23 protein-coding genes are annotated in these 24586 nt (G+C 64.0%); 10 read left to right on the top strand and 13 right to left on the bottom strand.

The window, feature by feature from the left end; translation table 11 throughout:
• Window positions 1-1419 (bottom strand): aminotransferase, encoded by a 1419-nt coding sequence (locus tag CK226_RS23365; RefSeq protein WP_095793168.1) that lies wholly within the window; start codon window positions 1417-1419, stop codon window positions 1-3.
• A gap of 334 nt (window positions 1420-1753) precedes the next feature.
• Here CK226_RS23365 and CK226_RS23360 point away from each other — a divergent pair, with 334 nt between their 5' ends.
• The 3 genes from CK226_RS23360 to CK226_RS23350 are packed head-to-tail and all read left to right on the top strand — an operon-like array spanning window position 1754 to window position 4615.
• The gene (locus tag CK226_RS23360) at window positions 1754-2671 is read left to right on the top strand and encodes an ABC transporter permease (protein ID WP_095793167.1); all 918 of its coding nucleotides are present in this window, start codon (window positions 1754-1756) and stop codon (window positions 2669-2671) included.
• Complete coding sequence (locus CK226_RS23355; protein ID WP_095793166.1) at window positions 2668-3489, top strand: ABC transporter permease; 822 nt, start codon at window positions 2668-2670, stop codon at window positions 3487-3489. Before CK226_RS23360 ends, CK226_RS23355 begins: the two co-directional genes overlap by 4 nt.
• A gap of 52 nt (window positions 3490-3541) precedes the next feature.
• Window positions 3542-4615: an ABC transporter ATP-binding protein gene (locus CK226_RS23350; protein WP_095793165.1), complete on the top strand. Its 1074-nt coding sequence runs from the start codon at window positions 3542-3544 to the stop codon at window positions 4613-4615.
• 46 nt (window positions 4616-4661) lie between these two features.
• On the opposite strand, the gene CK226_RS23345 is transcribed toward CK226_RS23350, so the two are convergent.
• The 5 genes from CK226_RS23345 to CK226_RS23325 form a co-directional block, all read right to left on the bottom strand.
• Complete coding sequence (locus CK226_RS23345) at window positions 4662-5945, bottom strand: flavin monoamine oxidase family protein (RefSeq protein ID WP_095793164.1); 1284 nt, start codon at window positions 5943-5945, stop codon at window positions 4662-4664.
• Complete coding sequence (locus CK226_RS23340; RefSeq protein ID WP_095793271.1) at window positions 5942-7018, bottom strand: extracellular solute-binding protein; 1077 nt, start codon at window positions 7016-7018, stop codon at window positions 5942-5944. The genes CK226_RS23345 and CK226_RS23340 overlap by 4 nt, the downstream gene beginning before the upstream one ends.
• Window positions 7019-7215: 197 nt before the next feature.
• On the bottom strand, window positions 7216-8298 hold the full coding sequence (locus CK226_RS23335) for an ABC transporter substrate-binding protein (RefSeq protein ID WP_095793163.1): 1083 nt from the start codon (window positions 8296-8298) through the stop codon (window positions 7216-7218).
• Between the two features lie 48 nt (window positions 8299-8346).
• A complete protein-coding gene (gene betI / locus CK226_RS23330) occupies window positions 8347-9012 on the bottom strand; it encodes a transcriptional regulator BetI (protein WP_245318091.1) in 666 nt (221 codons plus the stop codon).
• Between the two features lie 27 nt (window positions 9013-9039).
• Window positions 9040-9822 carry a methyltransferase domain-containing protein gene (locus tag CK226_RS23325; protein WP_095793162.1) on the bottom strand — a complete coding sequence of 261 codons (783 nt, stop codon included), beginning with the start codon at window positions 9820-9822 and terminating at the stop codon, window positions 9040-9042.
• 278 nt (window positions 9823-10100) lie between these two features.
• On the opposite strand from CK226_RS23325, the gene CK226_RS23320 reads away from it, so the two are divergent.
• The 4 genes from CK226_RS23320 to CK226_RS23305 are packed head-to-tail and all read left to right on the top strand — an operon-like array spanning window position 10101 to window position 14783.
• Window positions 10101-11720: an NAD(P)/FAD-dependent oxidoreductase gene (locus CK226_RS23320; protein ID WP_095793161.1), complete on the top strand. Its 1620-nt coding sequence runs from the start codon at window positions 10101-10103 to the stop codon at window positions 11718-11720.
• Window positions 11707-13272: an NAD(P)/FAD-dependent oxidoreductase gene (locus tag CK226_RS23315; RefSeq protein WP_095793160.1), complete on the top strand. Its 1566-nt coding sequence runs from the start codon at window positions 11707-11709 to the stop codon at window positions 13270-13272. Before CK226_RS23320 ends, CK226_RS23315 begins: the two co-directional genes overlap by 14 nt.
• A gap of 3 nt (window positions 13273-13275) precedes the next feature.
• The gene (locus tag CK226_RS23310; RefSeq protein ID WP_095793159.1) at window positions 13276-14535 is read left to right on the top strand and encodes an aminomethyltransferase family protein; all 1260 of its coding nucleotides are present in this window, start codon (window positions 13276-13278) and stop codon (window positions 14533-14535) included.
• A 2-nt stretch (window positions 14536-14537) separates the two neighbouring features.
• Entirely contained in the window at window positions 14538-14783 is a 246-nt protein-coding gene (locus tag CK226_RS23305; RefSeq protein ID WP_095772169.1) for a hypothetical protein, read from the top strand.
• Window positions 14784-14793: 10 nt separating this feature from the next.
• Here the strand turns inward: CK226_RS23305 and CK226_RS23300 are convergent, their stop codons facing one another.
• The 4 genes from CK226_RS23300 to CK226_RS23285 form a co-directional block, all read right to left on the bottom strand.
• Window positions 14794-15852 carry a dipeptidase gene (locus CK226_RS23300; RefSeq protein ID WP_095772168.1) on the bottom strand — a complete coding sequence of 353 codons (1059 nt, stop codon included), beginning with the start codon at window positions 15850-15852 and terminating at the stop codon, window positions 14794-14796.
• 144 nt (window positions 15853-15996) lie between these two features.
• Window positions 15997-16296, bottom strand: a complete 300-nt coding sequence (locus CK226_RS23295) for a GNAT family N-acetyltransferase (protein ID WP_095772167.1) — start codon at window positions 16294-16296, stop codon at window positions 15997-15999.
• 2 nt (window positions 16297-16298) lie between these two features.
• Window positions 16299-16919, bottom strand: coding sequence for an alpha/beta hydrolase (locus CK226_RS23290; RefSeq protein ID WP_095793158.1), 621 nt, complete (start codon window positions 16917-16919; stop codon window positions 16299-16301).
• A 3-nt stretch (window positions 16920-16922) separates the two neighbouring features.
• Window positions 16923-17855 carry a VOC family protein gene (locus CK226_RS23285; RefSeq protein ID WP_095772352.1) on the bottom strand — a complete coding sequence of 311 codons (933 nt, stop codon included), beginning with the start codon at window positions 17853-17855 and terminating at the stop codon, window positions 16923-16925.
• Window positions 17856-18081: 226 nt separating this feature from the next.
• Here CK226_RS23285 and CK226_RS23280 point away from each other — a divergent pair, with 226 nt between their 5' ends.
• Window positions 18082-19650 carry an alkaline phosphatase family protein gene (locus tag CK226_RS23280; RefSeq protein ID WP_095793157.1) on the top strand — a complete coding sequence of 523 codons (1569 nt, stop codon included), beginning with the start codon at window positions 18082-18084 and terminating at the stop codon, window positions 19648-19650.
• Window positions 19651-19679: 29 nt separating this feature from the next.
• Here CK226_RS23280 and CK226_RS23275 read toward each other — a convergent pair whose 3' ends face one another.
• Window positions 19680-20999, bottom strand: a complete 1320-nt coding sequence (locus tag CK226_RS23275) for a PRC-barrel domain-containing protein (RefSeq protein ID WP_095772164.1) — start codon at window positions 20997-20999, stop codon at window positions 19680-19682.
• A gap of 281 nt (window positions 21000-21280) precedes the next feature.
• Between CK226_RS23275 and CK226_RS23270 the strand changes: the two genes are divergently transcribed.
• Window positions 21281-22201 (top strand): diacylglycerol kinase family protein, encoded by a 921-nt coding sequence (locus tag CK226_RS23270; RefSeq protein ID WP_095793156.1) that lies wholly within the window; start codon window positions 21281-21283, stop codon window positions 22199-22201.
• Between the two features lie 29 nt (window positions 22202-22230).
• Here CK226_RS23270 and CK226_RS35010 read toward each other — a convergent pair whose 3' ends face one another.
• On the bottom strand, window positions 22231-22422 hold the full coding sequence (locus CK226_RS35010; RefSeq protein WP_210202254.1) for a hypothetical protein: 192 nt from the start codon (window positions 22420-22422) through the stop codon (window positions 22231-22233).
• Between the two features lie 134 nt (window positions 22423-22556).
• On the opposite strand from CK226_RS35010, the gene CK226_RS23260 reads away from it, so the two are divergent.
• On the top strand, window positions 22557-24089 hold the full coding sequence (locus CK226_RS23260) for an HWE histidine kinase domain-containing protein (RefSeq protein WP_095793155.1): 1533 nt from the start codon (window positions 22557-22559) through the stop codon (window positions 24087-24089).
• 32 nt (window positions 24090-24121) lie between these two features.
• Here CK226_RS23260 and CK226_RS23255 read toward each other — a convergent pair whose 3' ends face one another.
• Window positions 24122-24580, bottom strand: a complete 459-nt coding sequence (locus tag CK226_RS23255) for a hypothetical protein (RefSeq protein WP_095793154.1) — start codon at window positions 24578-24580, stop codon at window positions 24122-24124.
• Between the last annotated feature and the right edge of the window lie 6 nt (window positions 24581-24586).

The raw sequence follows: 24586 nt of genomic DNA, 5'->3' as shown, positions 1-24586 counted from the left end.
TCACCCCCGCCACATTCCCTCTTTCCTCAGATCATCCATGGTCCGCGAAATGCCCTCGCGCAAAATGCCGACCATGTCGTCGATCTGCTCGCGCGTGATGATCAGCGGCGGCGACATCACGCACATGTTGATCAGCGGCCGCACCAGCAGGCCGAGCTCATGGCAGTGGGCGTCGATGCGTTTGCCGACATCCTTGTCGAGCTGCAGCGGGTTCTTGCTTTCACGGTCGGCGACGCATTCGACGCAGCCCATCAGCCCGGCGCCGCGCACCTCTCCGACCAGCGGCAGCTCTTCCAGCGTCTTCAGCCGCGCCTGGAAATAGGGCGCGACCGCGCGCGTGTGAGCAAGCACGCTCTCTTCCAGCAGGTCGAGGTTTTTCAACGCCACGGCGCAGCCGATGGGGTGGCTGGTATAGGTCAGGCCATGGCCGAACATCGCGTCGGGATGGTTCGAACGGCGCAACTCCTGCAGCAGCCGTTCCGAGATGATGACGCCGCCGAGCGGGAAATAGCCCGAGGTGACGCCCTTGGCGAAGGTGATCATGTCGGGATCGATGCCGAACACGTCGCCCGAGGCGAAGACATGGCCGAGCCGGCCGAAGCCCGTCACCACCTCGTCGGAGACATAGAGGATGTCGTTGTCGCGGCAGATCTCGCGGATGCGCTTGAGATAGCCGTCGGGCGGGATCACGACGCCCCCCGATGCCTGCACCGGCTCGCCGACGAATGCGCCTATTTTGTCTGCGCCGACACGGGCGACCGTGTCGCGGAACTGGTCGACGAGAAAGTCTGTGAAGGCGGCAAGGCCCATGCCTTGCGGGCGGCGGAACGGATCGGGTGAGGACAGCTTGATCACCAGCTTGTCGGCGCCGTCCATCCAGTCGCGGTCGCGCGGGCGGCCGTTGAGCGAGGCCGACAGATAGGTCGAGCCGTGATAGGCGCCGCCGCGCGACAGGATCAGCTTCTTTTCCGGTCGGCCGCGCACATTGTTGTAGAACTGCATGAAGCGCAGCGCCGTCTCCACGGCGGAAGAGCCGCCGGTGGTGTAGAAGACATGGCTGAGATCACCCGGCGCATGGCCGGCGACGCGCATGGCAAGTTCGGCCGACGGCGCGTTCATCGTGTACCAGGGCGTGTTGTAGGACAGCGCCATCGCCTGCTCGTACATCACCCTGGCGAGTTCCTCGCGGCGGTGGCCGACATTGACGCACCACATGCCGGCAGGCCCGTCGATCAGCCGCTTGCCGGTGCTGTCGGTGATGTAGATGCCGTCGCCCTCGCCGATCAGCGCGCGGGCTTCGGCACCGACGGAACCGGCATAAGGCCAGGGCTGGATGAGATGGCGCTTGCCCAGTTCAATGGCATCGTCACCGCCGGACGCCGCCATTTCGGTCGCCTTCAGGTCCCTCACCGCAGCCATTGTCGCCTCCACATCTCTATCGATTTTCTCTTGAGCTTAAAATTCGGCGGCAAAGGCCGGAAATGGCGGCTTTCTTCACCTAATTTTGAATGTCCGTTCAATCAATATCTCAGAAATAGCGCTTGATTTCAATCCACGGATGCGCGCATGATGAAAGAAAGCCGGCAAGCCAGGAACGCGACCAGCAAAAGTGGTCACCGGTTTTGTTTTCGATCGCGTTCCAAGGATAAGTGGGAACAAACAGCCGGTATCAGCACAATGGGATGCGCATGGCGGAACAGTCCAGGCCAGCAACCGCGATCACGCCCGGAGCCCTGCCCCCCGGAGTCTGGCAATGACGGCGACCGTGGAAGGGTCGCCCCCGTTGCGCATGACGCGGGCCAGACGAAATGCCCTTCTGCAATCCGAACCTGTCCAGGGCTTTGCCCTGATCAGCCCGACCTTTCTCTACGCCCTCGTCCTGCTGGTCCTGCCGATCCTGGTGGTCATCGCCCACTCCTTCTGGACGCAGCACTACCTGACAATCGACCGCACCTTCACGCTGGAAAACTACCGCGTGGCGCTGACCGAGCCGATCTACCGCGATCTGTTGTGGCGCTCGCTCTACATCTCGCTGACGGTCAGCCTGTTCACCGTCATCCTGGCCTACCCGATCGCCTACTTCATTTCCTTCCATGGCGGCCGTCACAAGAGCCTGTGGCTGTTCCTCATCACCATCCCGTTCTGGACCAGCTATCTCCTGCGCGTCATGTCGTGGAAGGTCATCCTCGGCTACAATGGCGTGCTCAATTCCGGCCTGATCGGCCTCGGCTTCATCGACGAGCCGTCGACGGCGCTGCTCTACAATTCGAGCGCCGTCATCATTACCCTCACCCATGCCTGGGCGGCCTTCGCCATCCTGCCGATCTTCGTCTCGCTGGAAAAGGTCGACCGCACGCTGGTCGAGGCAGCCACCGATCTCGGCGATGGTCCCTTGCGTTCATTCCTGCGCGTGACCTTGCCGCTGTCGGCGCCGGGCGTCATCTCGGCGGCGCTGATCGTCATGATCCCGACCGTCGGCGACTATGTCACGCCGAAGCTGGTCGGCGGCAAGGACGGCGTGATGATCGCCAACGCCATCCAGGCGCAGTTCGGCAAGGCGGCCAACTGGCCGCTGGGGGCCGCCCTTTCCGTCACCACCATGCTGATCGTCACCCTGATGGCCGGCGCCACGGTGCTGATCATCCGCGCACTGCAGAGGCTGGCACGATGAGGGCGCGGCGCCTCCTGTCGGGCGGCTGGCTGTCGGTCTATGCGTTTCTCTATATCGTCTTCCTCTATCTGCCCGTCATCTTCCTGCCGATCTTCTCGATCAACACGGCGCCGACGCCGAAATTCCCGCTCACCGGCTTCACCCTGCAATGGTATGCGGACCTGCCGCACACGCCGGCGCTGCTCGACGCCGCCTGGAACAGCCTGAAGGTCGGGGTCTGCGCGTCGGTTCTCGCCACCGTGCTCGGCATCCTCGCCGCCCGCTCGATCACCCGCTACCGCTATCCCGGCCGCCGCGCCATCAACGGCCTGATAATGGCGCCGCTGGTGCTGCCCGAGGTGATCGTCGCCATCTCGATGCTGCTGGTGATGCTGCAGCTGGGCTTGAGCCTCTCCCTGTTCACCGTCGTGCTCGGCCATGTCCTGATCTGCATTCCCTATTCGATGACGGTGCTGACCTCCGGCTTCGAGGGCTTCGACCGCAGCCTGGAGGAAGCCTCCGCCGATCTCGGCGAGAGCGCCTTCGGCACCTTCCGCCGCGTGACGCTGCCGATGGTGGCGCCGGCCATCATCTCCAGCCTGCTCGTCTGCTTCACCATCTCGCTCGACGAGTTCATCATCGCCTTCTTCCTGACCGGCACCGAAGCGACGCTGCCGATCTACATCTGGGGCCAGTTGCGCTTCGCCTCGAAACTGCCCGGCGTGCTGGCGCTGGGCACGCTGCTTCTGGTTGCCTCCTTCGTTTTGATGACCGTCGCCGAAGTCCTGCGTCGCCGCGCGGCCAGGCGCACCCAGAACGAGGGAGGCCTCTATGCCTGAACAGCCGCCGATCGAGCGCCCCCAATCCGATCCAGCCCAATCTGATCGGTCGATGATCGAGATCCGCAACGTCACCCGCAGCTATGGGTCGTTCAAGGCGCTCGACGACGCGTCCCTGACCATCAAGGAAGGCGAATTCTTCTCGCTGCTCGGCCCGTCCGGCTGCGGCAAGACCACGCTTTTGCGCATGATCGCCGGCTTCGACAACCCGACCAGCGGTTCGATCGCGGTCGGCGGCCAGCCGATGGAAGGCATTCCGGCCAACCGCCGGCCGACCAATATGGTGTTCCAGAGCTATGCGATCTTCCCGCACCTTAATGTCGAGCAGAACGTCGCCTATGGGCTGAAGCGGCTGAGGCTGCAGGGCGGAGAGGAGAAACGCCGCGTCGAGGAGGCTCTGGCGCAGGTCTCGCTGACCGGGCTTGGCAAGCGGCTGGCCACTGAACTGTCCGGCGGCCAGCGCCAGCGCGTGGCACTCGCCCGTGCGCTGGTCATGCGGCCGAAGGTGCTGCTGCTCGACGAGCCGCTGTCGGCGCTCGACAAGAAATTGCGCGAGCAGATGCAGGTCGAGCTGCGCCGCCTGCAGCAGGCCGTCGGCATCACCTTCGTGCTGGTCACCCACGACCAGTATGAGGCGCTCGCAATGTCCGACCGCATCGCGGTGATGTTCGGCGGCAGGATCGCGCAGGTCGCCTCGCCCAAGGAAATCTACCAGCGCCCGGTCAACCGCCAGGTCGCCGACTTCCTCGGCGGCATGAACTTCGTCAAGGCCGAGATCGTCGAGGAGAACGGCGCCTCGCTGATCGTCGACACACTGGGATTCGGCCGTGTGAAAACCGACAAGCCGAAGGCCTTCATGCGCAATGGCGGCGCGGCCACGCTGGGGATCCGCCCCGAGCGTCTGCGCGTGCTGTGGGACAATGCGACAGCTAAATTCGAGGTTGCCGGCAAGGTGGTCGAACGCCACTATTTCGGCGAGATCACCCATCTGATCGTCGAGATACCGGGGCTGGAAAAGCCGCTGTCGGTGACCGAGACCAACGATTTCGGCGCCGACGACATTCCGGTCGGCACACCGATCCGCCTTGCCTACGATCCCGAGGCGCTGGTGGCGATGGGGGATTGAAGCATGATCCCCAAAAGTGGAAACTGGTTTTGGGAAAAGATCATGCTCAGCTAACAAGCTCAGCAATTATGTTTCTCGCTGCGATGCGCCCGGCGACGATCGCGCCTTCGACATAGCCGGGGAATGACGGCGACAGTTCCGAAGCGGCGAAATGCACCGGCGGTGCACCCGCGAGAATCGTCCGCTCGGCATCCCTGGCCGTCGCATCGACGATGAGGTCACTGTAAGCGCCGCCGCTCCAGCGGTCATGGATCCAGTCGCGCTGGCTGAAATCTTCACTATCGGCCGCGCCCGGACCAAGAGCAGCCACCAGCCTTGCCGTCACTTCCGCGCGCAACGCCGCATCGCTGAGTGCACGCCATCGAAACGCTAGCGGTCCGCCGACAAAGACGACGAGCGCGGCATGCTCCGCGTCCCTGCTGGCGTCGCAGGCAAACAGCCCCGGCAGGTCGCGCCACATCACCATGCCGCTCAAACCCTGCTCGCGCCAGAATGGCTTGGGATAGCGCACCAGGATCTTGATCACCGCGCCGCTCTCCCAGACGCCAAGTGCCTTCGCGAGTGTCGCCGGCAAGGCCGGCGCGAAAGCGAGCTTCGCGGCCGTCGCCGGCGGCAGGGCGACCAGCACCCGGCGCGATTGGGTCACGCCATTATCGGTGACGACACGAACGCCTTGCGACCCATTTTCGACGCGCGTGACCGGTTCGCCAAGCCGCACCCGATCGCCGAGATCGCCAGCCAGATCCTCGGCCAGCGATTGCATGGTCTCGCGCAGGGAATACTGCAGCTCCGGCACCTCGTTGGTGATGCGCCGGTCATTGTCGATCAGGTGCCAGAGCGGCACCTGATCCATCGGTAGGCACCACAGGCCTTCGATCAGAGAGCGGAAAGCCGTCTTGGCATCGATGGGATCAGGCTGCTGTTCCAGCCAGGCCGCGACGCTCATGCCGGCGATCGACGGGTCGTCCGGCTCGACGCCGTTCATGCGCTCGCGGATCGCCATCGCGCCGTGATAGGTCTGCTTGGCGTCCTTGGGCCGCATCGACGGATGTGTGGTGAAGTCGCCCTCGACATAGGTTTCGACGAATGTCTTGCCGCGCGCCTTCGCCAGCGCCATCACTTCGGGCATGTCCTCGCACAGGAATTGGCCGCCGCTGTCGATGCGCTCGCCAAGTCCATTCCGAACGGCTTCCACCCGCCCGCCGACACGATCGCGCGCCTCGAGCAGCACGAAATCGATGCCGGCCTGCTTCAGCTCAAGCGCCGCCGACAGGCCGGTGAAGCCGGCACCGACGATAACGACGTCGGTTCTTTCCAGTTCGTCCGTCAATAGCCGGCCTTGATCTTCTCAAATTCGTCGACCATGCGCTTCTTCAGCTCGGGCGCGATCGGTTGCTGGAACAGCGTCTTGTCGAGGAACTTGTCGATATCGTCGAAACCGCGCTCGGCCAGCACCTTGTGGTCGATCGCGGCCATGCCGGCGCTGTTGCCATGGCCGTAGCCGAATGTCGTGACCATGTATTTCGAAATGTCGGGCGCATTGACCGCGTTCAGGAAATCATAGGCCTGGTCGAGCTTGCCCGGCGCGTCCTTCATCACCACGTAGCCGCACACCCAGGTGGACATGCCTTCCCTTGTGTCGCGGTTCATGGCGATGGGAACGCCTTGCCCGCTCATCGCGATCAGTGTCTGGCCCCAACCCCAGGCAAGGTCGACCTCATTGCCGGAAAAGGCCTGATCGATGTCGCTCGAGTCGGTCCAGTAGAGACGCACGTTCTTGTGCACCTGGCGCAGGAAATCAGACGCCTCCTTGAACTGCGCGTCGGTCATCTTGGTCCAGTCCTTCAAGCCAATGACCAGGCTCGCCAGCGCGTAGGCATCGTCGACATTGTCGCCGATGGTGACGCGGCCCTTGAATTTCGGGTCGGCCAGGATCCGCAGCGACTGCGCCTCGTCAGCCGTTACATTGTCGGTGCGGTAGAGCAATGCCGTGTTGCCCCAGTCGAACGGCATGAACCAGGCCTTGCCGTCGGGCGTGGTGGCGAGGTTCTTCATCGCCGTGATGCCGGGATTGAGGTCTTTCCAGCCCGTGATCCTTGACGTGTCGAGCGGCTGCAGCAGGCCCGCGTCGCGCCACTTCGCCACGCTTTGCGAACAGGGATGCGCGATATCGGTCTTGAAGCCCGCCCGCATCTTCTCGAAGGCTTCGTCCTCGTCGCCGAAGAAGGCGAAGGTCGGCTCGGCGCCGTGTTTGGCGGTATAGGCGGGATGCAGCAGCGGGTCCTCGTAACCGGACCAATCGAACACCACGAGATCGCCGCCGCCTTGCGCCCAAGCATAGGCCGCGCCGGCGCCGATCGTGCAGGCGGCGGCAAGCGCCAGGCGGCGTAGCATCGGCGTCATGGCAAACTCCCCCATCGCGAAAAAGCTTCTGCGAGGTTAGGAGAAATCATCCGCTTTGGCGAGGCCCGTCCGCCGTCGTGCCGGCAGCGTGCGGGCAGCCGGGACGAGAGCTTACATTCCTTGTTTGAGCACGATCTCTGGACAAAACGGGCTCCCGTTTGTCCGAGAAAACCGGCCCCCGCTTTTCGGGATCATGCTCAGTACCCGGCCTTGATCTTCTCGAATTCGGCGATCATCTTCAGCTTGAGATCGGACGGCAGCGGCGACTGGAACAGCGTCTTGTCGACGAATTTCTGCACGTCGTCATAGCCCTTTTCCCTGAGGATCGCCTGGTCGACGCCGGCCATGCCCTTGGCGTTGGCCTGGCCATAGCCCCAGTCCTTGACCAGCACCTTGGCTGTCTCCGGATCGTTGATGGCGTTCAGATAATCATAGGCCTTGTCGATGTTGCCGGGCGCGTCCTTGAACAGCACATAACCACAGACCCAGGTCGAGATGCCTTCATTCGTATCCTTTATCGACTTGATCGGCACGCCTGCCTTGACGGACTGCACCGTGGCATCGTTCCAGGCCCAGGCGAGGTCGACCTCGCCACCGCTCAACAGCTGCACGATATCGGTGGTGTCGGTCCAGTAGGAGCGGACGTTCTTGTGCACCTGGCGCAGGAAGTCGGAAGCCTGCTTGAACTGGTCGTCCGTCATCTTGGTCCAGTCCTTGAGGCCAATGGCGAGGCTCGCCAGCGCATAGGCGTCGTCGACATTGTCGCCGATCGACACCCGGCCCTTGAACTTCGGATCGGCAAACGCCTTCAGCGACTGGACGTCCTTGGCGTCGATCTTGGAGGAGTTGTAGGTGAGCTGCGTGTTGCCCCAATCCCAAGGCATGAACCACGCCTTGCCATCATCGGTGGTGGCGAGATTTTTCATCGCCATGATACCGGGATTGAGGTCCTTCCAGCCCGTGATCTTCCCCGTGTCGAGCGGCTGCAGGAGGCCTGCCTCGCGCCACTTCGTCACGCTCTGCGAGCAGGGGTGGCCGAGATCGGCCTTGAAGCCCGAGCGCACCTTCTCGAACGCCTCGTCCTCGTCGCCGAAGAAGGCGAAGGTCGGCGAATCGCCGTTCTTCTCGACATATTTCGGATGGAAGCTCGCATCCTCATAGCCGGACCAGTCGAACACGATCAGGTCCTTGTCGGCGGCAACGGCAAACGCTGCCGCCGAAGCCGCAAGCGCGCCACCCAGCGCCAATGTCAATGTCAGGCGTCGGCTAAGCTTTTTCATGCTGTTCCATCCTCTTTTGGTCTTGCCGGTCTTGGCGGCCGGATGTTGCTAACCGTAGTGCTTCGGGAAGGCAGCGGCCAAAAAAGCGTTGGCGGCCTGCAAGGCAGTTTCGCGCGTTGTGTCCTCGGTACCCATCATCAGCCGCAGCCACAGCCCCTCCAGCATGGCCGACAGCGCCAGCGCCATCACCTGCGGCTCATAGGCATACGGGCCGCTGTGCTTGAGCGTCGTGCAGAGATCGACGAAGACCTGCTGGTAATAGGCGTCGCGCGAGCTGCTCAGCGCCTGATAGGTCGGCCGCGACTTGGCCTCGCCCCAGAAGGCCAGCCAGGCGGCGAGCTTGCGCTTGTTGCAGATCGAGCGGTCGAAGTCGGCCCACACCAGCTGTTGCAGCTGCCGCGCCGGATCGTCGCCTGCCTTCTGCAGGGCGGCGCGCCAATGCGCCGAATACTCGTCATACATGTGCTGCAGCGTCGCGATCAGCAGCTTTTCCTTGCTCTCGAAATGGAAGTTGACGATGCCGCGCGACAGGCCCGCGCCATCGGCGACATCGGCCATCGTCGTCTCGGCATAGCCGCGCTTGGCCAGCGAATCGATCGTCGCCTCGATCAGCTGCAGCTGACGGACCTCCTTCGAAGCCTTGCGTCCCCGCTTCTCGGTCTCGGCTTTCCCCGCCGGTTCAAGGAGGGCATCCTTGGCGTCTGCCGTTTTCATGGGTGTGATCGTCTCCAGCATCGCCGGCTATCCAATCGCATCCGGCTTCCACCCGCGAAGATGAGTGGGACGGTGCTCGCCACTGTCAAGGACCTTCTGCATGGCCTCCCAGGTTCTGATGTTCTTGTCGACATAGGCAGCGCCGACCACGGCGGCGACCGGCGCATAGAGCGGTCCTTTCAGCCTTTCCAGCTCGCCACGCGCCACCTCGCGGTACCAGGGATTGCGGTCCCTGACGGTGACATTGGCAAAGCCGGCGTGCCGCATCGCTTGCGCATAGCGCACCGGCGAGGCCATGGCGAAGGACAGCCCTTCCGCCGCGATATAGGCCTTCATCTGGGGCGACGGTTCGCCGTCATGACCGATCATCCAGTTGGAGGCGGCAAAGACGCCGCCCGGTTTCAGCACGCGGAAGATCTCGGCGAACAGGCCGTCCTTGTCAGGCACATGCAGCAGCGCGTCCACGACGTCGAAACAGCGATCGGCGAAAGGCAGCGGCCCGGGCGGCGCCTGAATGAAGCTGGCACGCTCGGTGCCACCCGCGGCGGCTCGCCGCCTGGCCGCCTCGATCACCGGCTGTTCGACATCAAAGCCGGTGGCGTGGGCGACGCCATGGCGCTCGACCAGATGCAGCGTGATGCCGCCGGAGCCGCAGCCAATATCGAGAATCGTCTTGCCCTTGAGCGAGAGCCCTTCGACAACCCGGTCGACTTCTTCAGGTCCACCCGGCGACAGGTAGCCATCGCCCCACAGCGCCTCGAGGAAGCGGATGGCGGTATCGTCATACTCGGCATCTGCCGTTTCGATCATCAGCCCTCGATCCCCAATCGATGAATGCTCGTTTCGAACGCCGGCAAAGCGTAGCGCATACCGGGGAAAACGCAATATCATTTGTTGAACATTCATTCAGAATGACTGGACAGAATGGCCGATACCATGCCAAATTCCGCGTATTCGGGAACAGATCACGCAAAAATGAACAGCGGGTCGCACAGGGCAATTCCAGGAAAGGTGCGAGCGGTCTTCCCGGGAAAAGCGCGTAGCGCTTTCCTTGGGGAACTGCTTGGAAACAAACAGGCCGGGCCACAATGAAAGCTTGGGACGCGATCGTCATCGGCGGCGGACACAATGGCCTGGTCAATGCCTGCTACCTGCAGCGCGCCGGGCTCGACGTGCTGGTGGTGGAGAAGAACGGCTGGGTCGGGGGTGCGGCCACCAGCCGCGAGGTGACGCCGGGCTTCGTCTATTCCAATTGCTCCTATGTCTGCTCGCTGTTTCGCCCGGAAATCATGCGCGACCTCGAACTGCCGCGCTTCGGCCTGCAGGTCATTTCCTATGAGGGCGGCGCGGTGTTCACGAGGGATGGTGACTATCTCGCCAACTACCGCGACCATGATGCGCACCGCCGCGAATTCGCCCGCTTCTCCAGGCGCGACGCCGAGGCCTATGACCGCTACGCTCGCGACGTGACGCGGCAATGCCGCTTCATCCAGCCGCTGCTGATGCGCACCGCGCCCGACCCGACCAGTTTCAAGCCGCGCGACCTTGGCGAACTGCTCTATCTCGGCAAGAAATTCGCCGGCCTGTCGGCGGAAGAAATGGCGCTGACGCTGCGCTTCTGGACGATGTCGATCTCGGACTTCCTCGATGAGTATTTCGAGACCGATGTCATCAAGGCGAACTTCGCTTTGTCGGGGATCATCGGCACCGCGCTCGGACCGATGTCACCCGGCACGGCCTACGTGCTCTTGCATCACTATATGGGCGAGGTCGACGGCTCGGTCGGTGCCTGGGGCTATGCGCGCGGCGGCATGGGCGCGGTCACCAAGGCATTGGCCGCATCGTTCAAGGCCTCGGGCGGCACCATCCGCACCGGCGCCGAGGTCGACCATGTGCTGGTGAGCCGAGGCAAGGCCAGGGGCGTGGTGCTGGCCGGCGGCGAGGAGGTTTACGGCAAGCTCGTCGTCTCCAATGCCGACGTGAAGCGCACCTTCCTGAAGCTCGTCGGGGAAAGGGAACTGCCCGACATTTTCCTGCGCCGGGTGAAGAACTTCAAGATCCGCGGCTCCTCCGGCAAGGTCAACATCGCGCTGGATTCGCTGCCGGAATTCCCGGCGCTGCCGAAGGATTCGCCGGTCTATCGCGGTGACATGCATTTCACCGATTCGATGGAGCGCATGGAGCGCGCCTATGACGACTGGAAGGCCGGGCGCTGGTCGGCCGATCCCTTCCTCGACATGGTCATCCCGACGACGCTCGACCCGACCATGGCGCCGCCGGGCAAGCACTTCATGAGCTGCTTCGTGCAATACGCGCCGCCCAAGGTGAACGGCCGCGACTGGACCGATGCCGACCGTGACGGTTTCGCCGAAAGCGTGATCGCGCAGATCGCCGAGTACTCGCCCGGCTTCCGCGACCGCATCGTCCATATGGAGGTGCGCACGCCGCGCGAAATCGAGGCCGAGGTCGGCTTGACGGAAGGCAATATCTTCCAGGGTGAACTGACCTTCGACCAGCTTCTGTTCAACCGCCCGGTGCCGGGCTACGCGCAATACCGCTCGCCGGTCGGCGGGCTCTATATGTGCGGCTCCTCGACCCACCCGGGCGGCGGTGTCATGGGCGCGCCCGGCCGCAATGCGGCAGCCGAAATCCTGCGCGATCTCGCCAAATCCACCTCGCATATGAGCCCGGCCCATGACGTCATTTGATGCAATCGTCATCGGCGGCGGCCACAACGGCCTCGTCGCCGCCGCCACGCTGGCCAAGGCCGGCCGCAAGGTGCTGGTGCTGGAGGCAGGCAGCGAAGTCGGCGGCGCCGCGCGCACCGAGGAATTCGCCTCGGGCTTTCGCGTCTCGTCGATCGCTCACCTGCTGAATCGGCTGCACCCCGACGTGGTGAAGACGCTGGAACTGGAGACGCATGGGCTGCAATTCGCCCGCGCCGACTTCCTGCCGTCTGTGGCGCTAGCGATGGACGGTCCGGCGCTGATGCTGCATGGCGCCTATGGCGAGGTGCTGACCGGCGCCAGTTCCTCCGAACAGTCCGCCTGGAAGGACTTGCGCGCGCAACTGCTGCGTTATGCCGGCATCCTCAAGCCCTTCCTCTCCCGCCGGCCGCCCGATCTCGCCGGCATGTCGTTGATGGAGACCGCAGGGCTTGGCCAGACCGCGTTGGCGCTGAAAAAACTCGGCAAGGAAGACATGCGCGACTTCTTGCGCGTGCTCTTGATGAACGTCGCCGACCTGCTCGACGAGCAACTTGAAGATATCAGGCTGAAAGGCCTGCTCGCCTTCGACGCCACCCTCGGCAGCCATCTCGGCCCGCGCTCGCCAACCTCGTTGCTCGGCCTCTACTATCGCCTGGCCGGCGAGACCGGCGGAGCGGCCGGTGCGCAGGTCCTGCCGCAAGGCGGAATGGGCGCCGTCGTCGCCGCCATTCGCGCCGCGGCGGAGAAGGCCGGCGTCGCCATCCGCACGTCGGTTGCCGTGGCAAGAATCACCGTCGAGAAGGGCCATGCCGTCGGCGTCGCGCTCGACAGTGGCGAGGAACTGCGCGCCAGGACTGTTGTCTCGGCGATCAATCCGGCAACGACCTTCCTCGACCTTGTCGGGCCGCGCGAGATCGACACCGGTTTCGTGCGCAAGATGAAAAGCATCCGCATGAAGGGCGACGCCGCCAAGCTTCATCTGGCGCTCGACCGGCCGCCGCAATTCACCGGTGCCGATGCCGCCGCTCAAAAGGGCCGCCTGGTCATCGCGCCCTCGCCCGATCATGTCGAGCGCGCCTTCAACCCATGCAAGTATGGCGAATTCTCGCCTGAGCCGGTGCTGGAAATCACGCTGCCCAGCCTCGCCGATCCGTCGCTCGCGCCCGACGGCGCCTGTGTGCTGTCGGCAGTGGTGCAATACGCGCCCTACGCGTTGAAGGAAGGCTGGGTTGCCGGCAAGCCGAAATTCCTCGAGGCGATCATGGCGCAGCTCGAGGCTTACGCGCCCGGCATCGGCAAGAGCGTCGTTCACGCCGAGCTTCTGACACCGGCCGATATCGAGATGCGCTACCGCATGCCCGGCGGTCACTGGCACCATGGCGAGTTGCAGGCCGACCAGATGCTGATCTCGCGGCCCGTCTCCGGCTGGTCGGGCTACGACACGCCGCTCGAAGGGCTGTTCCTGGCCGGCGCCGGCTCGCATCCCGGTGGCGGCGTCTCCGGCGCCCCAGGCCTCAACGCGGCGCGGCGCATCATTGCGATGAAGGGATAGGTCATGGCCCAGGCAACCAGGAAGAAGTCCGTTGCAAAGACGGCCGATGCGGCTGTCTCCGCCCGCATCGCCGCGCAATCGCATTTCCGCACGCTGCGCCTCGGCACGCCGTTCCAGCCCCGCCTCGACGCATTGGCCAAAACCCAGGACTGGTACAATTGGGCCGGCTACCACGCGCCGCATTCGCTGTGGGACGAGGAACTCGAATATTTCGCCATCCGCAGCCAGGCGGCGCTGTTCGACATCTCGCCGATGACCAAATACCGGATCGAGGGGCCGGATGCCGAAGCCTTCCTCGACCGCGTCACGCTGCGCGATGTGACAAAACTCAGGCCCGGCCGTGTCCACTACACGGCATGGTGTGACGACGAGGGGTTTGTCCTCGACGACGGCACGCTGTTTCGCCTGTCGCCGACGCGTTTCCGCCTGTGTTCGCAGGAGCGGCATCTGCCCTGGCTGCTCGACAGCGCCATTGGTTTCGACGTCATCGTCGAGGAAGAAACCGAGGCCGTCGCCGGGCTGGCATTGCAGGGGCCAACCTCCTTCGCAGTGCTGCGCGATGCCGGCTTCGCTGGTGTCGAGAAGCTCAGGGTTTTCGACCTTGCGTATTTCCCGCACGACGACACTTCCGTCACCATCTCGCGCACCGGCTTCACCGGCGATCTAGGCTACGAACTGTTCGTGCCAGCCGACAGGGCGCTGAGCCTCTGGGACCGGCTGATGGCGGCGGGCGAGCTGCGCGGGATCCGCGCCATCGGCTACACCGCCCTCAATCGCGCGCGACTCGAGGCCGGGCTGATCGTTGCCAATGCCGACTTCACCACCGCCGAGCACGCCATCCGCGCCGATCGCTTGCGCAGGCCCGACGAGATCGGTCTCGGCTTCATGATCGATCCGCGGAAAGCCCATTTCAACGGCCGCCGCGCCATCCTCGAGGCGCGCGCCAAACGCAGGCTGCGCCATGTGCTGGTCGGGCTGGAGATCGAGGGCAACATCCCGGCCGAACACGCCATCGTCTATCACAGGAAGCATCAGGAGGTCGGACTGGTCAGCGCCGCCATGTGGTCGCCAATGGCCAAGCGCAACATCGCCATCGCCTCGCTGGCGCGGCCCTATGGTGATACTGTCGTGGAAGACCTTTGGGTCGAGATCTACGCCATGCGCGAGCTGCAGTATCAGAAGCTGATGAAACGGGCCACGGTGGTGGCGCGGCCCTTCATCAAGCTCGACCGCCGCACCGCCACTCCGCCGGCGGATTTCTGACCATGACCGACGAAGCGGAGCTGGAGGCCGCCGAGCAGTGGGAGCTGGTCAACACGCCGCTCGGCGAAAAATGGTCGGGCCGCACGCGCTATGCCGCCGCCATGTTCTTCTACAAGCGCGGCGAGATGAGCGCCGAGACGCTCGAGGTCTACCGCATCTGCGCGCGGCTCGACAAGGAGAATCCGCTGCCGATCATCCGCGACCGCGGCGTCGGCAAGGATTGGCTCAAAAGGATCGGTTTCGAGTAGCGCCAGCGCGCTACCCAATGGTTCTTTCGAGCATGCTCAGCCAGTTGCGGTAAGCGATCTTCTCGATCAGGGCACGGCCAAAACCACGCGCGGCCAAGGCGTCGATCAGCTTCGGCAGGCCGGCGACGTCGCCGATGACCGCCGGGATCATGGCGCCGTCGAAATCGGAGCCCAGGCCGACGCCGTCCTCACCCAGCGCCTGCAGCAGGGAATCGACATGACGCACCATTATGTCGAGGCTGGTGTCGGCATTCATGCGGCCGTCCTCGCGCAGGAAGCCGGTGGCGAAGTTCAGCCCGACCATGCCGCCGGACTCGCGTATGGCGCCGAGCTGCCAGTCGGTGAGGTTGCGTGAATGGGTGCAGAGAGCATGCACGTTGGAGTGGGTGGCGACCAGCGGCGCGTCGCTGAGACCAGCGACATCGCGAAAACCTTTCTCGTTGAGATGCGAAAGATCGATCATGATCTTCAGTTCGTTGCAGGCCTTGACCAGCGCCTTGCCGGCATCGGTCAGCCCCGGGCCGGTATCCGGCGAGGATGGAAAGCGGAACGGCACGCCGTGACCGAAAGCATTCGGCCGGCTCCAGACGATGCCGAGCGAGCGCAGGCCGGCGGCATGCAACACGTCGAGCATGGTCAGTTCGGGATCGATCGCCTCGACGCCCTCGATATGGAACACCGCGGCGATCGTGCCCTTGGCCATGGCGTTGTGTATGTCGCCGGCTGTACGGCAGACGGCCAGAGCCCCAGCCCGCTCCAGCCGAAACAGGATCGAGGCCATCGCGATTGTCGAGTTGAGCGCATCGGCGCGCGGCACCTCCGGCGGCAGCGGCTCGCTGTCGCTCGGCGCCAAGGGTACGGCGCTGCGCCTGGCTTTCTCGACCGGCGGCGGAAAGATCGCGAACATGCCGCCGGCGAAGCCGCCCGCCTTGGCGCGCGGCAGGTCGATATGGCCGCCCGACTTGCCTTCGACGAACAGCTTTTCGACGTCCCTGTCCTTCGATTGATACAGCCTGAGCAGCGTATCGTTGTGGCCGTCGAAGACGGGGACGAGGTCGGTTTCGGTCATCGGGGGATCATTCAGTTCGTTTGTCGGCACGGCGAGACATCATATCTAGGCAAGATATCCGGTCGCGGCAAATGACAAAGCCAACCGGCAGCGGGGACTGCCCCTTATCCCCGCTGCAGCCTATCGATGACGTGCTGCGCTCCCCTACTGTTTCAGCACGTCGGCCCATTCCGCGTGGCGGCGGAACTGGGCGTTGGCAAACGGGCACAGCGGGATGATCTTCTTGCCCGCCGCGCGCGCATCCTCGACGGCGCGGGTGACGAGCCGAAGCCCGGCGCCCTGGCCGCGAAACGCGTCCGGCACTTCGGTGTGGTCGATGATGATCTGGTGTTCACCGATCTTGGTGAAGGTCATCTCGGCCTCGGCGCCGCCGGGGCCACGCAGCACATAGCGCCCTTTGGAGCCGCGGTCTTCCAGTTCGATTTCAGGCAGTTGGTCGGGCATGTCTAAACTCCTTGAGCGACACCGGCAAAGAGCCGCCGGGCCGCTTCGATTTCATTTGGCCGCACCTCGTGCCCGCCTTCGTGCCATTCCACTGTGACATCTGCACCGTCGGCACGCAAATAGGCCTCGAGCCGCGTCGTCAGGTTCGGCGGGCAGATCGGATCGCGCTTGCCGGCGGTCAGCAGCATGTGGCGGCCAGCGAGGCTGCCCTTGACCCGCGGTTCGAACGGGATCAGCGGATGCATCAGCACGGTAGCGTCGAACAGTTCGGGCTCGGCGAACACCACGGACGCCAGTATGTTGGCGCCGTTGGAATAGCCGAGGCCGAGCACCGCCGTGGGCTTCGCAGCCTCGACATGCGCCTTCACGAATGCCGCCATCTTGTCCGTTGCCCGCGCAAGGTCGCTCATGTCGTAGACGCCCTCGCCGGCGCGACGAAAGAAGCGCGCCGCACCGTATTCGGAGACATCGCCGCGCGGCGAGATGATGGTGGCCTGGGGCACGAGATCGCGCCCCGGCGACAGAAGCTGGCTCTCGTCACCTCCGGTGCCGTGGAAGACGAAAAGCATGGGACCGCCCGGCGAACCGGGCAGCACCTTGTGGATGTAAGTGTCCTTGCTCATGGCTCAGCCTTCCAGCTTCTGCAGATGCTGTTCGAGATAGGGCCGCAAATGCTGATGCTGCGTCGGCAGCTTCAGCGCTTCACCCAGATGCGCGGTGTCTTCATCCCTGTCGAAACCCGGCTCGTTGGTGGCGACTTCGAACAGCACGCCGCCCGGCGTGCGGAAGTAGATCGCCCAGAAATAGTCGCGGTCGATCACCGGCGTCACCCCGTAGCCCGTATCCATCAACGCCTTGCGCACTTCGAGCTGCTTGGCGCGGTTCTCGACGGCGAAGGCGACGTGATGCACCGAGCCGGCGCCAAGGTCGGCGAAGGCCGCGGTCGGCAGCGATTCGATATCGACGACATCGGCGCCGTTGCCGTTCTTCACGGCAAGCCGTCTGACATTGCCCGATTTGTCGACTTCCTCGTAGCCCATGAATTTCAACAGCTCCTCGGTGGCGCCGCCATCCTTCAGCCTGAGCGAAACCGAGTGAAAGCCGCGGATCGCCTCGTCGGTCGCGATGCCGCCTTTGGCCCACGGCGCTCTGCTATCGGCCTTGTCCTCGACAAGCGCGAAACCGTCGCCATCGGGGCCGGCGAATCTGAGCCGCTTCTCACCAAAACTCTCCTCGCGGGAAACACCGCTCACGCCTTCGTCGGCGAAGCGCCTTTCCCAATAGGCGAGCGTGCCTTCCGGCACTGAGTAGACCGTGGTGCCGACTTCGCCGACGCCGGGACGGCCCTTGCCGATGTTGGGAAACGGAAAATAGGTCATCACCGAACCGGGCGTGCCAACCTCGTCGCCATAATAAAGATGGTAGACGTCGGGCGCGTCGAAATTGACCGTCTTCTTGACGCGGCGCAGGCCGAGCTTGTGGGTGAAGAAATCATTGTTCTGACGGGCATCCCTGGCCATCGAGGTGACGTGATGGAGACCCTTGATCTGGTCGAGCATTGTCTTGCTCCTTCCCTTGTTGTTTGTGCGGCCCTCGCCGCTGTCCACGCCAATATGAGGACGCGACCGCTTGCGGCAAAGGCGCCAAACACAGAATGGACTGTGCTGTAAAAGTGAACGATGGAAAGAATTTTGTTCACCAATCGACTGACACGGGCGGTCTTGCGCCCTTGGCGGAAATCGGTTCCATGAATGGCATTCGACCATGCAGCGAAAGGTATCGCGAGTGACAGGAAAAGCCAGGCGCCCGAACGTTCTCCTGATCACTTGCGACCAATGGCGCGGTGACTGCGTGTCGACCGCCGGCCATCCCGTGGTGAAGACGCCGAATGCCGACGCGCTGGCCGCCGAGGGCGTGCTGTTCAAGCAGCACTATGGCGGCGCGGCCCCTTGCTCGCCGGCGCGTGCCTGCCTCTACACCGGCCTCTACCAGATGAACAACCGCGTCTGCCGCAACGGCTCACCGCTCGACGCCCGTCATGGCAACATCGCGCAGCACGCGCGCGGCATCGGCTACGATCCAACGCTGTTCGGCTACACCGACGTGTCGCTCGACCCGCGCCTGCTGGCTTCAGGTGATCCCAGGCTGAAAACCTATGAAGGCGTGCTGCCCGGATTCACGGTGCGCCAGCTGCTGCCGGAGCATCAAAAGCAGTGGCTCTCCTGGCTGAAGCAGCAGGGCATCGATGCCAGCGCCGGTTCTCCCGACATCCACCGTCCTGCCGGCGAGGAAGACGATGACAGCGTGACCGAGGCGCCGCCAATCTATTCGAAGGACCATACGCCGGCGGCTTTCCTTGCCGGTGAGTTCATCCGCTGGCTCGGCGAGCAGGAACAGGCCACGCCCTGGTTCGCGCATCTGTCCTTCATCAGCCCGCACCCGCCCTTCATCGTGCCAGAGCCCTACAACACGCTATACGATCCGGCCGACGGCCCGGCCTTCCACCGTGCGGAAAGCTGGCGGGCCGAAGCGCAGGGCCATCCCTATCTCGCCTATGATCTCAGCCGGCGGTATCGCGCGAATTTCCGCCCCGGCGCCACTGGCAAGGTGCACGACTGGAGCGAGGATGATTTCCGCCGCATCCGGGCGATCTATTACGGCATGATCTCGGAGGTCGACACCCAGCTTGGCCTGATATGGCAGGCGCTCAAGCTTTCAGGCGCGTGGGACGACACCATCATCGTTCTCACCTCGGACCATGCCGAGATGATGGGTGACCATTTCATGCTGGGCAAGGGCGGCTACTTCGACGGCAGCTACCACATCCCGCTGATCATTCGCGACCCGCGGCATCGCAAGGCGGCCGGCAGCACGGTCGATCGCTTCACCGAAGCGGTAGACATCTTGCCCACGCTTATGGACCTGCTTGGCGAGCCCCCCGAACCGCATCTCGACGGATGCTCGCTGAAACCATTCCTGAGCGGCGGAAGCCCCGCCACCTGGCGCGACGCCGCGCATTGGGAGTTCGATTTTCGCTCGATCGCGGACGGCGACGCCGAAGCGCATTTCGGCATTGCCTCGCGCCAGTGCAACCTGGCGGTCATCCGCACCAAAAAATTCAAATACGTGCATTTTGGCGGCGGTTTGCCGCCTTTGCTTTTCAACGTCGAGGCAGACCCTGGCGAACTGACCAACCTCGCCACCAGCCCTGCGCATCTGTCCACCCGTCTGCAATTCGCCGAGCGGCTTCTCGCCTGGCGCGCCGAACATCTCGACCAGTCGCTGGCGCTGGCGGAGCTGACGGAAAATGGCGTGGTGGGACATGTGAGCAAGGGAATAGGCAGTAGGCAATAGGGCGCGCCTACTGCCTACTGCCCTACTGCCTACTTCACAATCAACCGCTGCTGGTCGCGCTTCTCGGCATAGCTGCCCTTGTCATAGGCAGGCTGCGCCTCGAGCTGTTCCTTGGTGAAGGTCGTGTAGAGGTACTTCTTGCCGTTCTTGTCGGTCATGAACTTCAGATTATCCAGGCCGACCGCCACCTCTTTCTCGCCGATGCCGAGGAAGCCGCCGACGTTGACGATCACCGCATCCGTCTTCTTGTCGGGCGTCAGCACAACATCGCCGATCTCGCCGACCTTGGCGTCATTGGCGCCGTAGACCGTGGTGCCCTTCAGATCGTCGGCCTTGATTTCGCCGACCGGCATCGCGGTCAGTTTGGACTTGTCGATGGCGGCGGTCTGCGTCTGGTCAGGAGCGGTGGCATCAGGGGTCGTAGCCGCCGGTGCTGCGGCCGTCTTGTCCGCTGGGGCGGCGGCGGGAGCGGTGGTCGCGGCCGGAGCTGTTGGCGCCGGCTCATTCGATGCCGTCGTTGCCGGTGCCGGATCATAGGCCTTGCGGTTGAAATCCGGCTGCGCCTGCAGCTCTTCCTTGGTGGTCTGCGCCACCAGCCAGCGGTCGCCGTTCTTCTCCGCCCACTGGGCCTTGTTGAAATCATAGGTGACATTCTTGGCGCCGAGGCCAAGGAAGCCGCCCACGCCGATCACCAGCGATTCGGCCTTGCCTTCCTTGGACAGCACGATGTCGTTGACGCTGCCGATCTTCTGCGCGTCGTCGCCGGTGCCGTTGTAGACAGTCTCACCAATGATGTTGGTGGCTAGGTTGCCGTCGGCGCGCTTCACCGGCTCGGCCGGAGCGGCTGCGGGAGCCTGTGCGGTATCCGTCGTCGCAGGCGCTTTCGGTGCTGCCGCGTCGGTGGAAGTGGCAGGAGCCGGCGCAGGCCCGTAGGGCTTGCTGTCGAACTCCGCATGCGCCTTCAGTTCGTCCTTGCTTGTCTGGGCCACCAGCCAGCGGTCGCCGTTCTTTTCGGCCCATTGCAGCTTGTCATAGTCGAAGGCGACATTCTTCGCCCCGACGCCCAGAAAGCCGCCGACGCCGATGACGACGGATTTGGCCATGCCGTCTTTGTCGAAGACGACATCGGTGACCTTGCCGATGTTCTCGGCGTCGTCGCTGGTGCCGTTATAGACGGATTCTCCAATGATGTTGGTGACGATGCTGCCTTCGGCGCGCGCCACCGGAGCGGCCGCGGCCGGCTCCTGAACGGACGGTGCGGCAGGTGCGGGGGTCGTCGTGCTCTGCGCGAACGCGCCGGTCGCGATCAACGTTGCGAGTGCGGTCGTGGTAAAAAGGGTGCGTATCATGGTAGTCTCTCCTGGTGCCTGACTTCATGCACGCCGCGCCCGATTGAACCGTCGCTGGGAAGATCGGGCGCGGCATCTCCACGGGTTCACAACGTCGTGACCATGCCGTTGTTCCGACAAAACTGGCGTGGATTTCGCGCCGGAAAAACACGCAGCAGTTGCGCGAGCGCTGATGAACACGCGCTGAATTGCGCCGTTTCCAGCGGAACCTTTCCGGTATCACCACGTTTCAGCCTGCGGCTGGGTTCGTCCTGGCCCGTTTTGACATAACGGAGCGGGGCATGAAATTTGCAGCGGTGCTGAACCGGGATGGCGGCACCTTGCGCGCCACCGACCTCGCCGCCTTCTCCGACCGGATGCGCCAGACGCTGGAAACGGCAGGCCATTCGCTGAGCATCGACGTGGTTGCCGGCAAGGACGTCGTGGAGAGCCTCGACAGCGCCGCCTCGCGCGGCACCGTCGATGTCGTGCTGGCGGGTGGCGGTGACGGAACCATTTCAGCGGCGGCCGCTAGGCTGATGGGCAAGAAAAAGGCGCTCGCCATCTTGCCGGCCGGCACCATGAACCTGTTCGCGCGTGGCCTCGGCATTCCGCAGTCGCTCGATGCCGCGCTGAAATCCTTCGCCGACGGTGAGATCATCGCCGTCGACATGGCCACCGCCAATGGCCGTCCCTTCGTTCATCAATTCTCGATCGGCATGCATGCGAAGATGGTGCAACTGCGTCAGGGAATGGAATTCGGCTCGCGCCTGGGCAAGATCGGCGCTTCGGCCAAGGCGGCATGGGCGACAATCAAGAACCCGCCGGCGATGAACGTCACGCTCGCTATCGGCAAGGCCGAGATGACGGCGCGCATCTCAGGCATCGGCGTCACCAACAATCTGTTCGGTGAAGGCCATCTGCCCTATGCGGACAATCCTTCGGGCGGCGTGCTCGGCATCTACGTCACGGTGGCGCAACAGCGCGCCGAACTGATGAAATTCCTATTCAACGTGGCGCGCGGAAAATGGCGCGACAATGAACATGTCGAGATCCACCAGGCTGACTGCGCCGTCCTGAAAATCCATTCCGGCAGCAGAAAGTTCCGCGCCGTCATGGATGGCGAACTGGTCAGGCTCGAGCCTGAGACGACGATCGAAATCCAGCCCGGCGCGCTGAATGTCCTGGTGCCGGCCAGCATTGCCGCGGCAAAGGCCGCCTGATGAAATCTCCAACCGTGACGGCCGAAAATCTAGCCGCTCGGCGCACTTCCTTGCTGCGTGGCCGGTGTCTTGGCCACCTCGCCATAGATTTCGGCGATGCCCCAGGCCGCAAAGGCCAGAAGCAACCCGGCGATCAGGATGCGCAGGCCGTGCCAGCCCCACCGCCCCTGCCGCGCTTTGTCCTCGGGAATGATCTTGGGCATGGCCGATCCTTGTTTCATTTTGCGCCCGTTGGCGCACTCGGCAAATCACGGTCGGGTAACGGTTCCTCGCTAGGATGGTTCCGGGGCAAGCTTGTCACGGGCCGGTGCGTCGGCAGGACGGCGAAGACCGGCATGGGCATTTGGGGTTTGGGGTGGATAACAAGGTAGAAATACGAGCGAGCCTGCCGGCTGAGGTGGCGCTCGCGGTCAATGCCGAAAACCGGCTGGACGTGCTGCACGGGCTGGAGATGCTCGATACGGCGGCTGACCCGGATTTCGACCGCATCACCAGCCTTGCCGCGGCCGTGATGCAGGCGCCCACCGCCCTTGTCACGCTCGTCGATATCGAACGGCAATGGTTCAAGTCGTGCTTTGGTCTCGACGAGACCGAAACCGCGACCGGCATCTCCTTCTGCGCCCATGCCATCGCCGCCGGCGACGAGCCCATGGTGGTGACGGACGCAGCGACGGACCCGCGTTTCAGAACCAGCCCGCTGGTCACCGGCACACATCATGTGCGCTTCTATGCCGGCGCGCCGATGGTGGTGGCAGGCGCCAGGATCGGCACGCTGTGCGTGCTCGACCGCAAACCGCATGCCTATCCCTCCGGGGCCAAGCTCGACCAGTTGAAGACGCTGGCCGGCCTCGCCGCCAGCCTCTTCACCTTGAAGCACGCCACCCGCAGCGGCGCCATGGCCGAGGCAGCCCTGGCGCGCGAGGAAAAGCGGCGCGCCATCGCGCTGGATGCCGCTTCGCTCGCCAGCTGGGCATGGGACATCCGCACCGACATGATCGAATGCGATGTCCGCCTGTCGGAACTGTTCAACCTGCCGCGCTCCACCCGGCTGCGGGCGCACGACATCCTGACCGCCATCGATCCGCGCGATGTCTACCAGACCGAAACCCGCTTTCGCGATGCCCTGTCCGGCAGCGACGACTATTTCGGCGAATACCGGGTGAAAGGTTTTCATCCGCCGCGCTGGGTGGCCACGCGCGGCCGCGTCATCGAACGCGACGGCGACGGCAAGCCGACGCTGATCTTCGGCGTCAACTACGACATCTCCGAACGCAAGCTCGGCGACGAGCGGCAGCGGCTTCTGCTGCGCGAGCTCAACCACCGCGTCAAGAACACGCTGGCGACCGTCCAGGCGCTGGCGACGCAGACCGTGCGTCATGCCCGCCAGCCAAGCGAATTCCTCGAAGCCTTCGGCGCCCGGCTTCAGGCCTTGGGCATCGCCCACAACCTTTTGTCCGACCGCGAGTGGCGCGGCATCGGCATCCGCGAACTCGTCCAGATCGAGATCAGGCCGTTTGACACCGCCGACCAGCCGCGCATCACGATCTCCGGCGCCGATTTCTTGCTGTCGCCGGACCAGGCCGTCGGGCTCGGGCTTATCCTGCACGAACTGGCCAGCAACGCGCTGCAGCATGGATCGCTGTCGATTGCATCGGGCAAGGTCGCCCTCGACTGGAAGACGCAAGGCAGGAAGGGCAAGCGCCGCCTTGTGCTGACCTGGCGCGAAAGCGGCGGCCCTGAAGTCGCCCCGCCGGAGCGCCACGGCTTCGGCTCGATCCTCATCCGCCGCAGCCTGGCCAAGGTCATCTCAAGCGAAGTGACCCATGAATTCCGGCCGGAAGGGGTGTTCGCCGAAATATCGATGCCGCTGGAAGATCTGTCCAAGTGAGGGATCTTTGATCTCAGGCCGGGGTGCCGGCGCTATTTCCCCTCGCCGGCATCCGGATCGTCGGGCTTCACATTCTCCCGATAGATGGCATAGGCGGCGAGCGCCACGGCCGGGCCTAGAATGACCCCGAGGCCGCCTTTTCCCTTGAGCAAGGTCGGCAGCACGGCGAGTGCGGCGGTGATGCCGATCGCCTTCATGTCGGCGCTGCGCCGCCTTGCCTCGCGGCGGGCACGGGCGCCCGACGTCAAACGATGGACCAGGAGAACGAGACCGGCGATCACCAGAAAGCCGACACCGAAGTCAAGCGCCGCGGCGAACGATCCATAGCGGGCGGCGGCCCAGATATAGGCTGCCCCGATCAGAAAGCCGAGACCGCACAAAGCCGCCAAAGCGGCGAGCGCATAGACGATGGCCGCCGTACGTACGCGACGCACGGCGGCCACGGTTTCGCCCGAGGCGAAACCCGAGAGCAGGGATGCCAGAAGTCCCATTTGGGG

Origin of the sequence: Mesorhizobium sp. WSM4311, assembly GCF_002295115.1 — a bacterium.
GTDB lineage: Bacteria > Pseudomonadota > Alphaproteobacteria > Rhizobiales > Rhizobiaceae > Mesorhizobium.
This window is presented reverse-complemented; position numbering and strand designations above follow the sequence as displayed.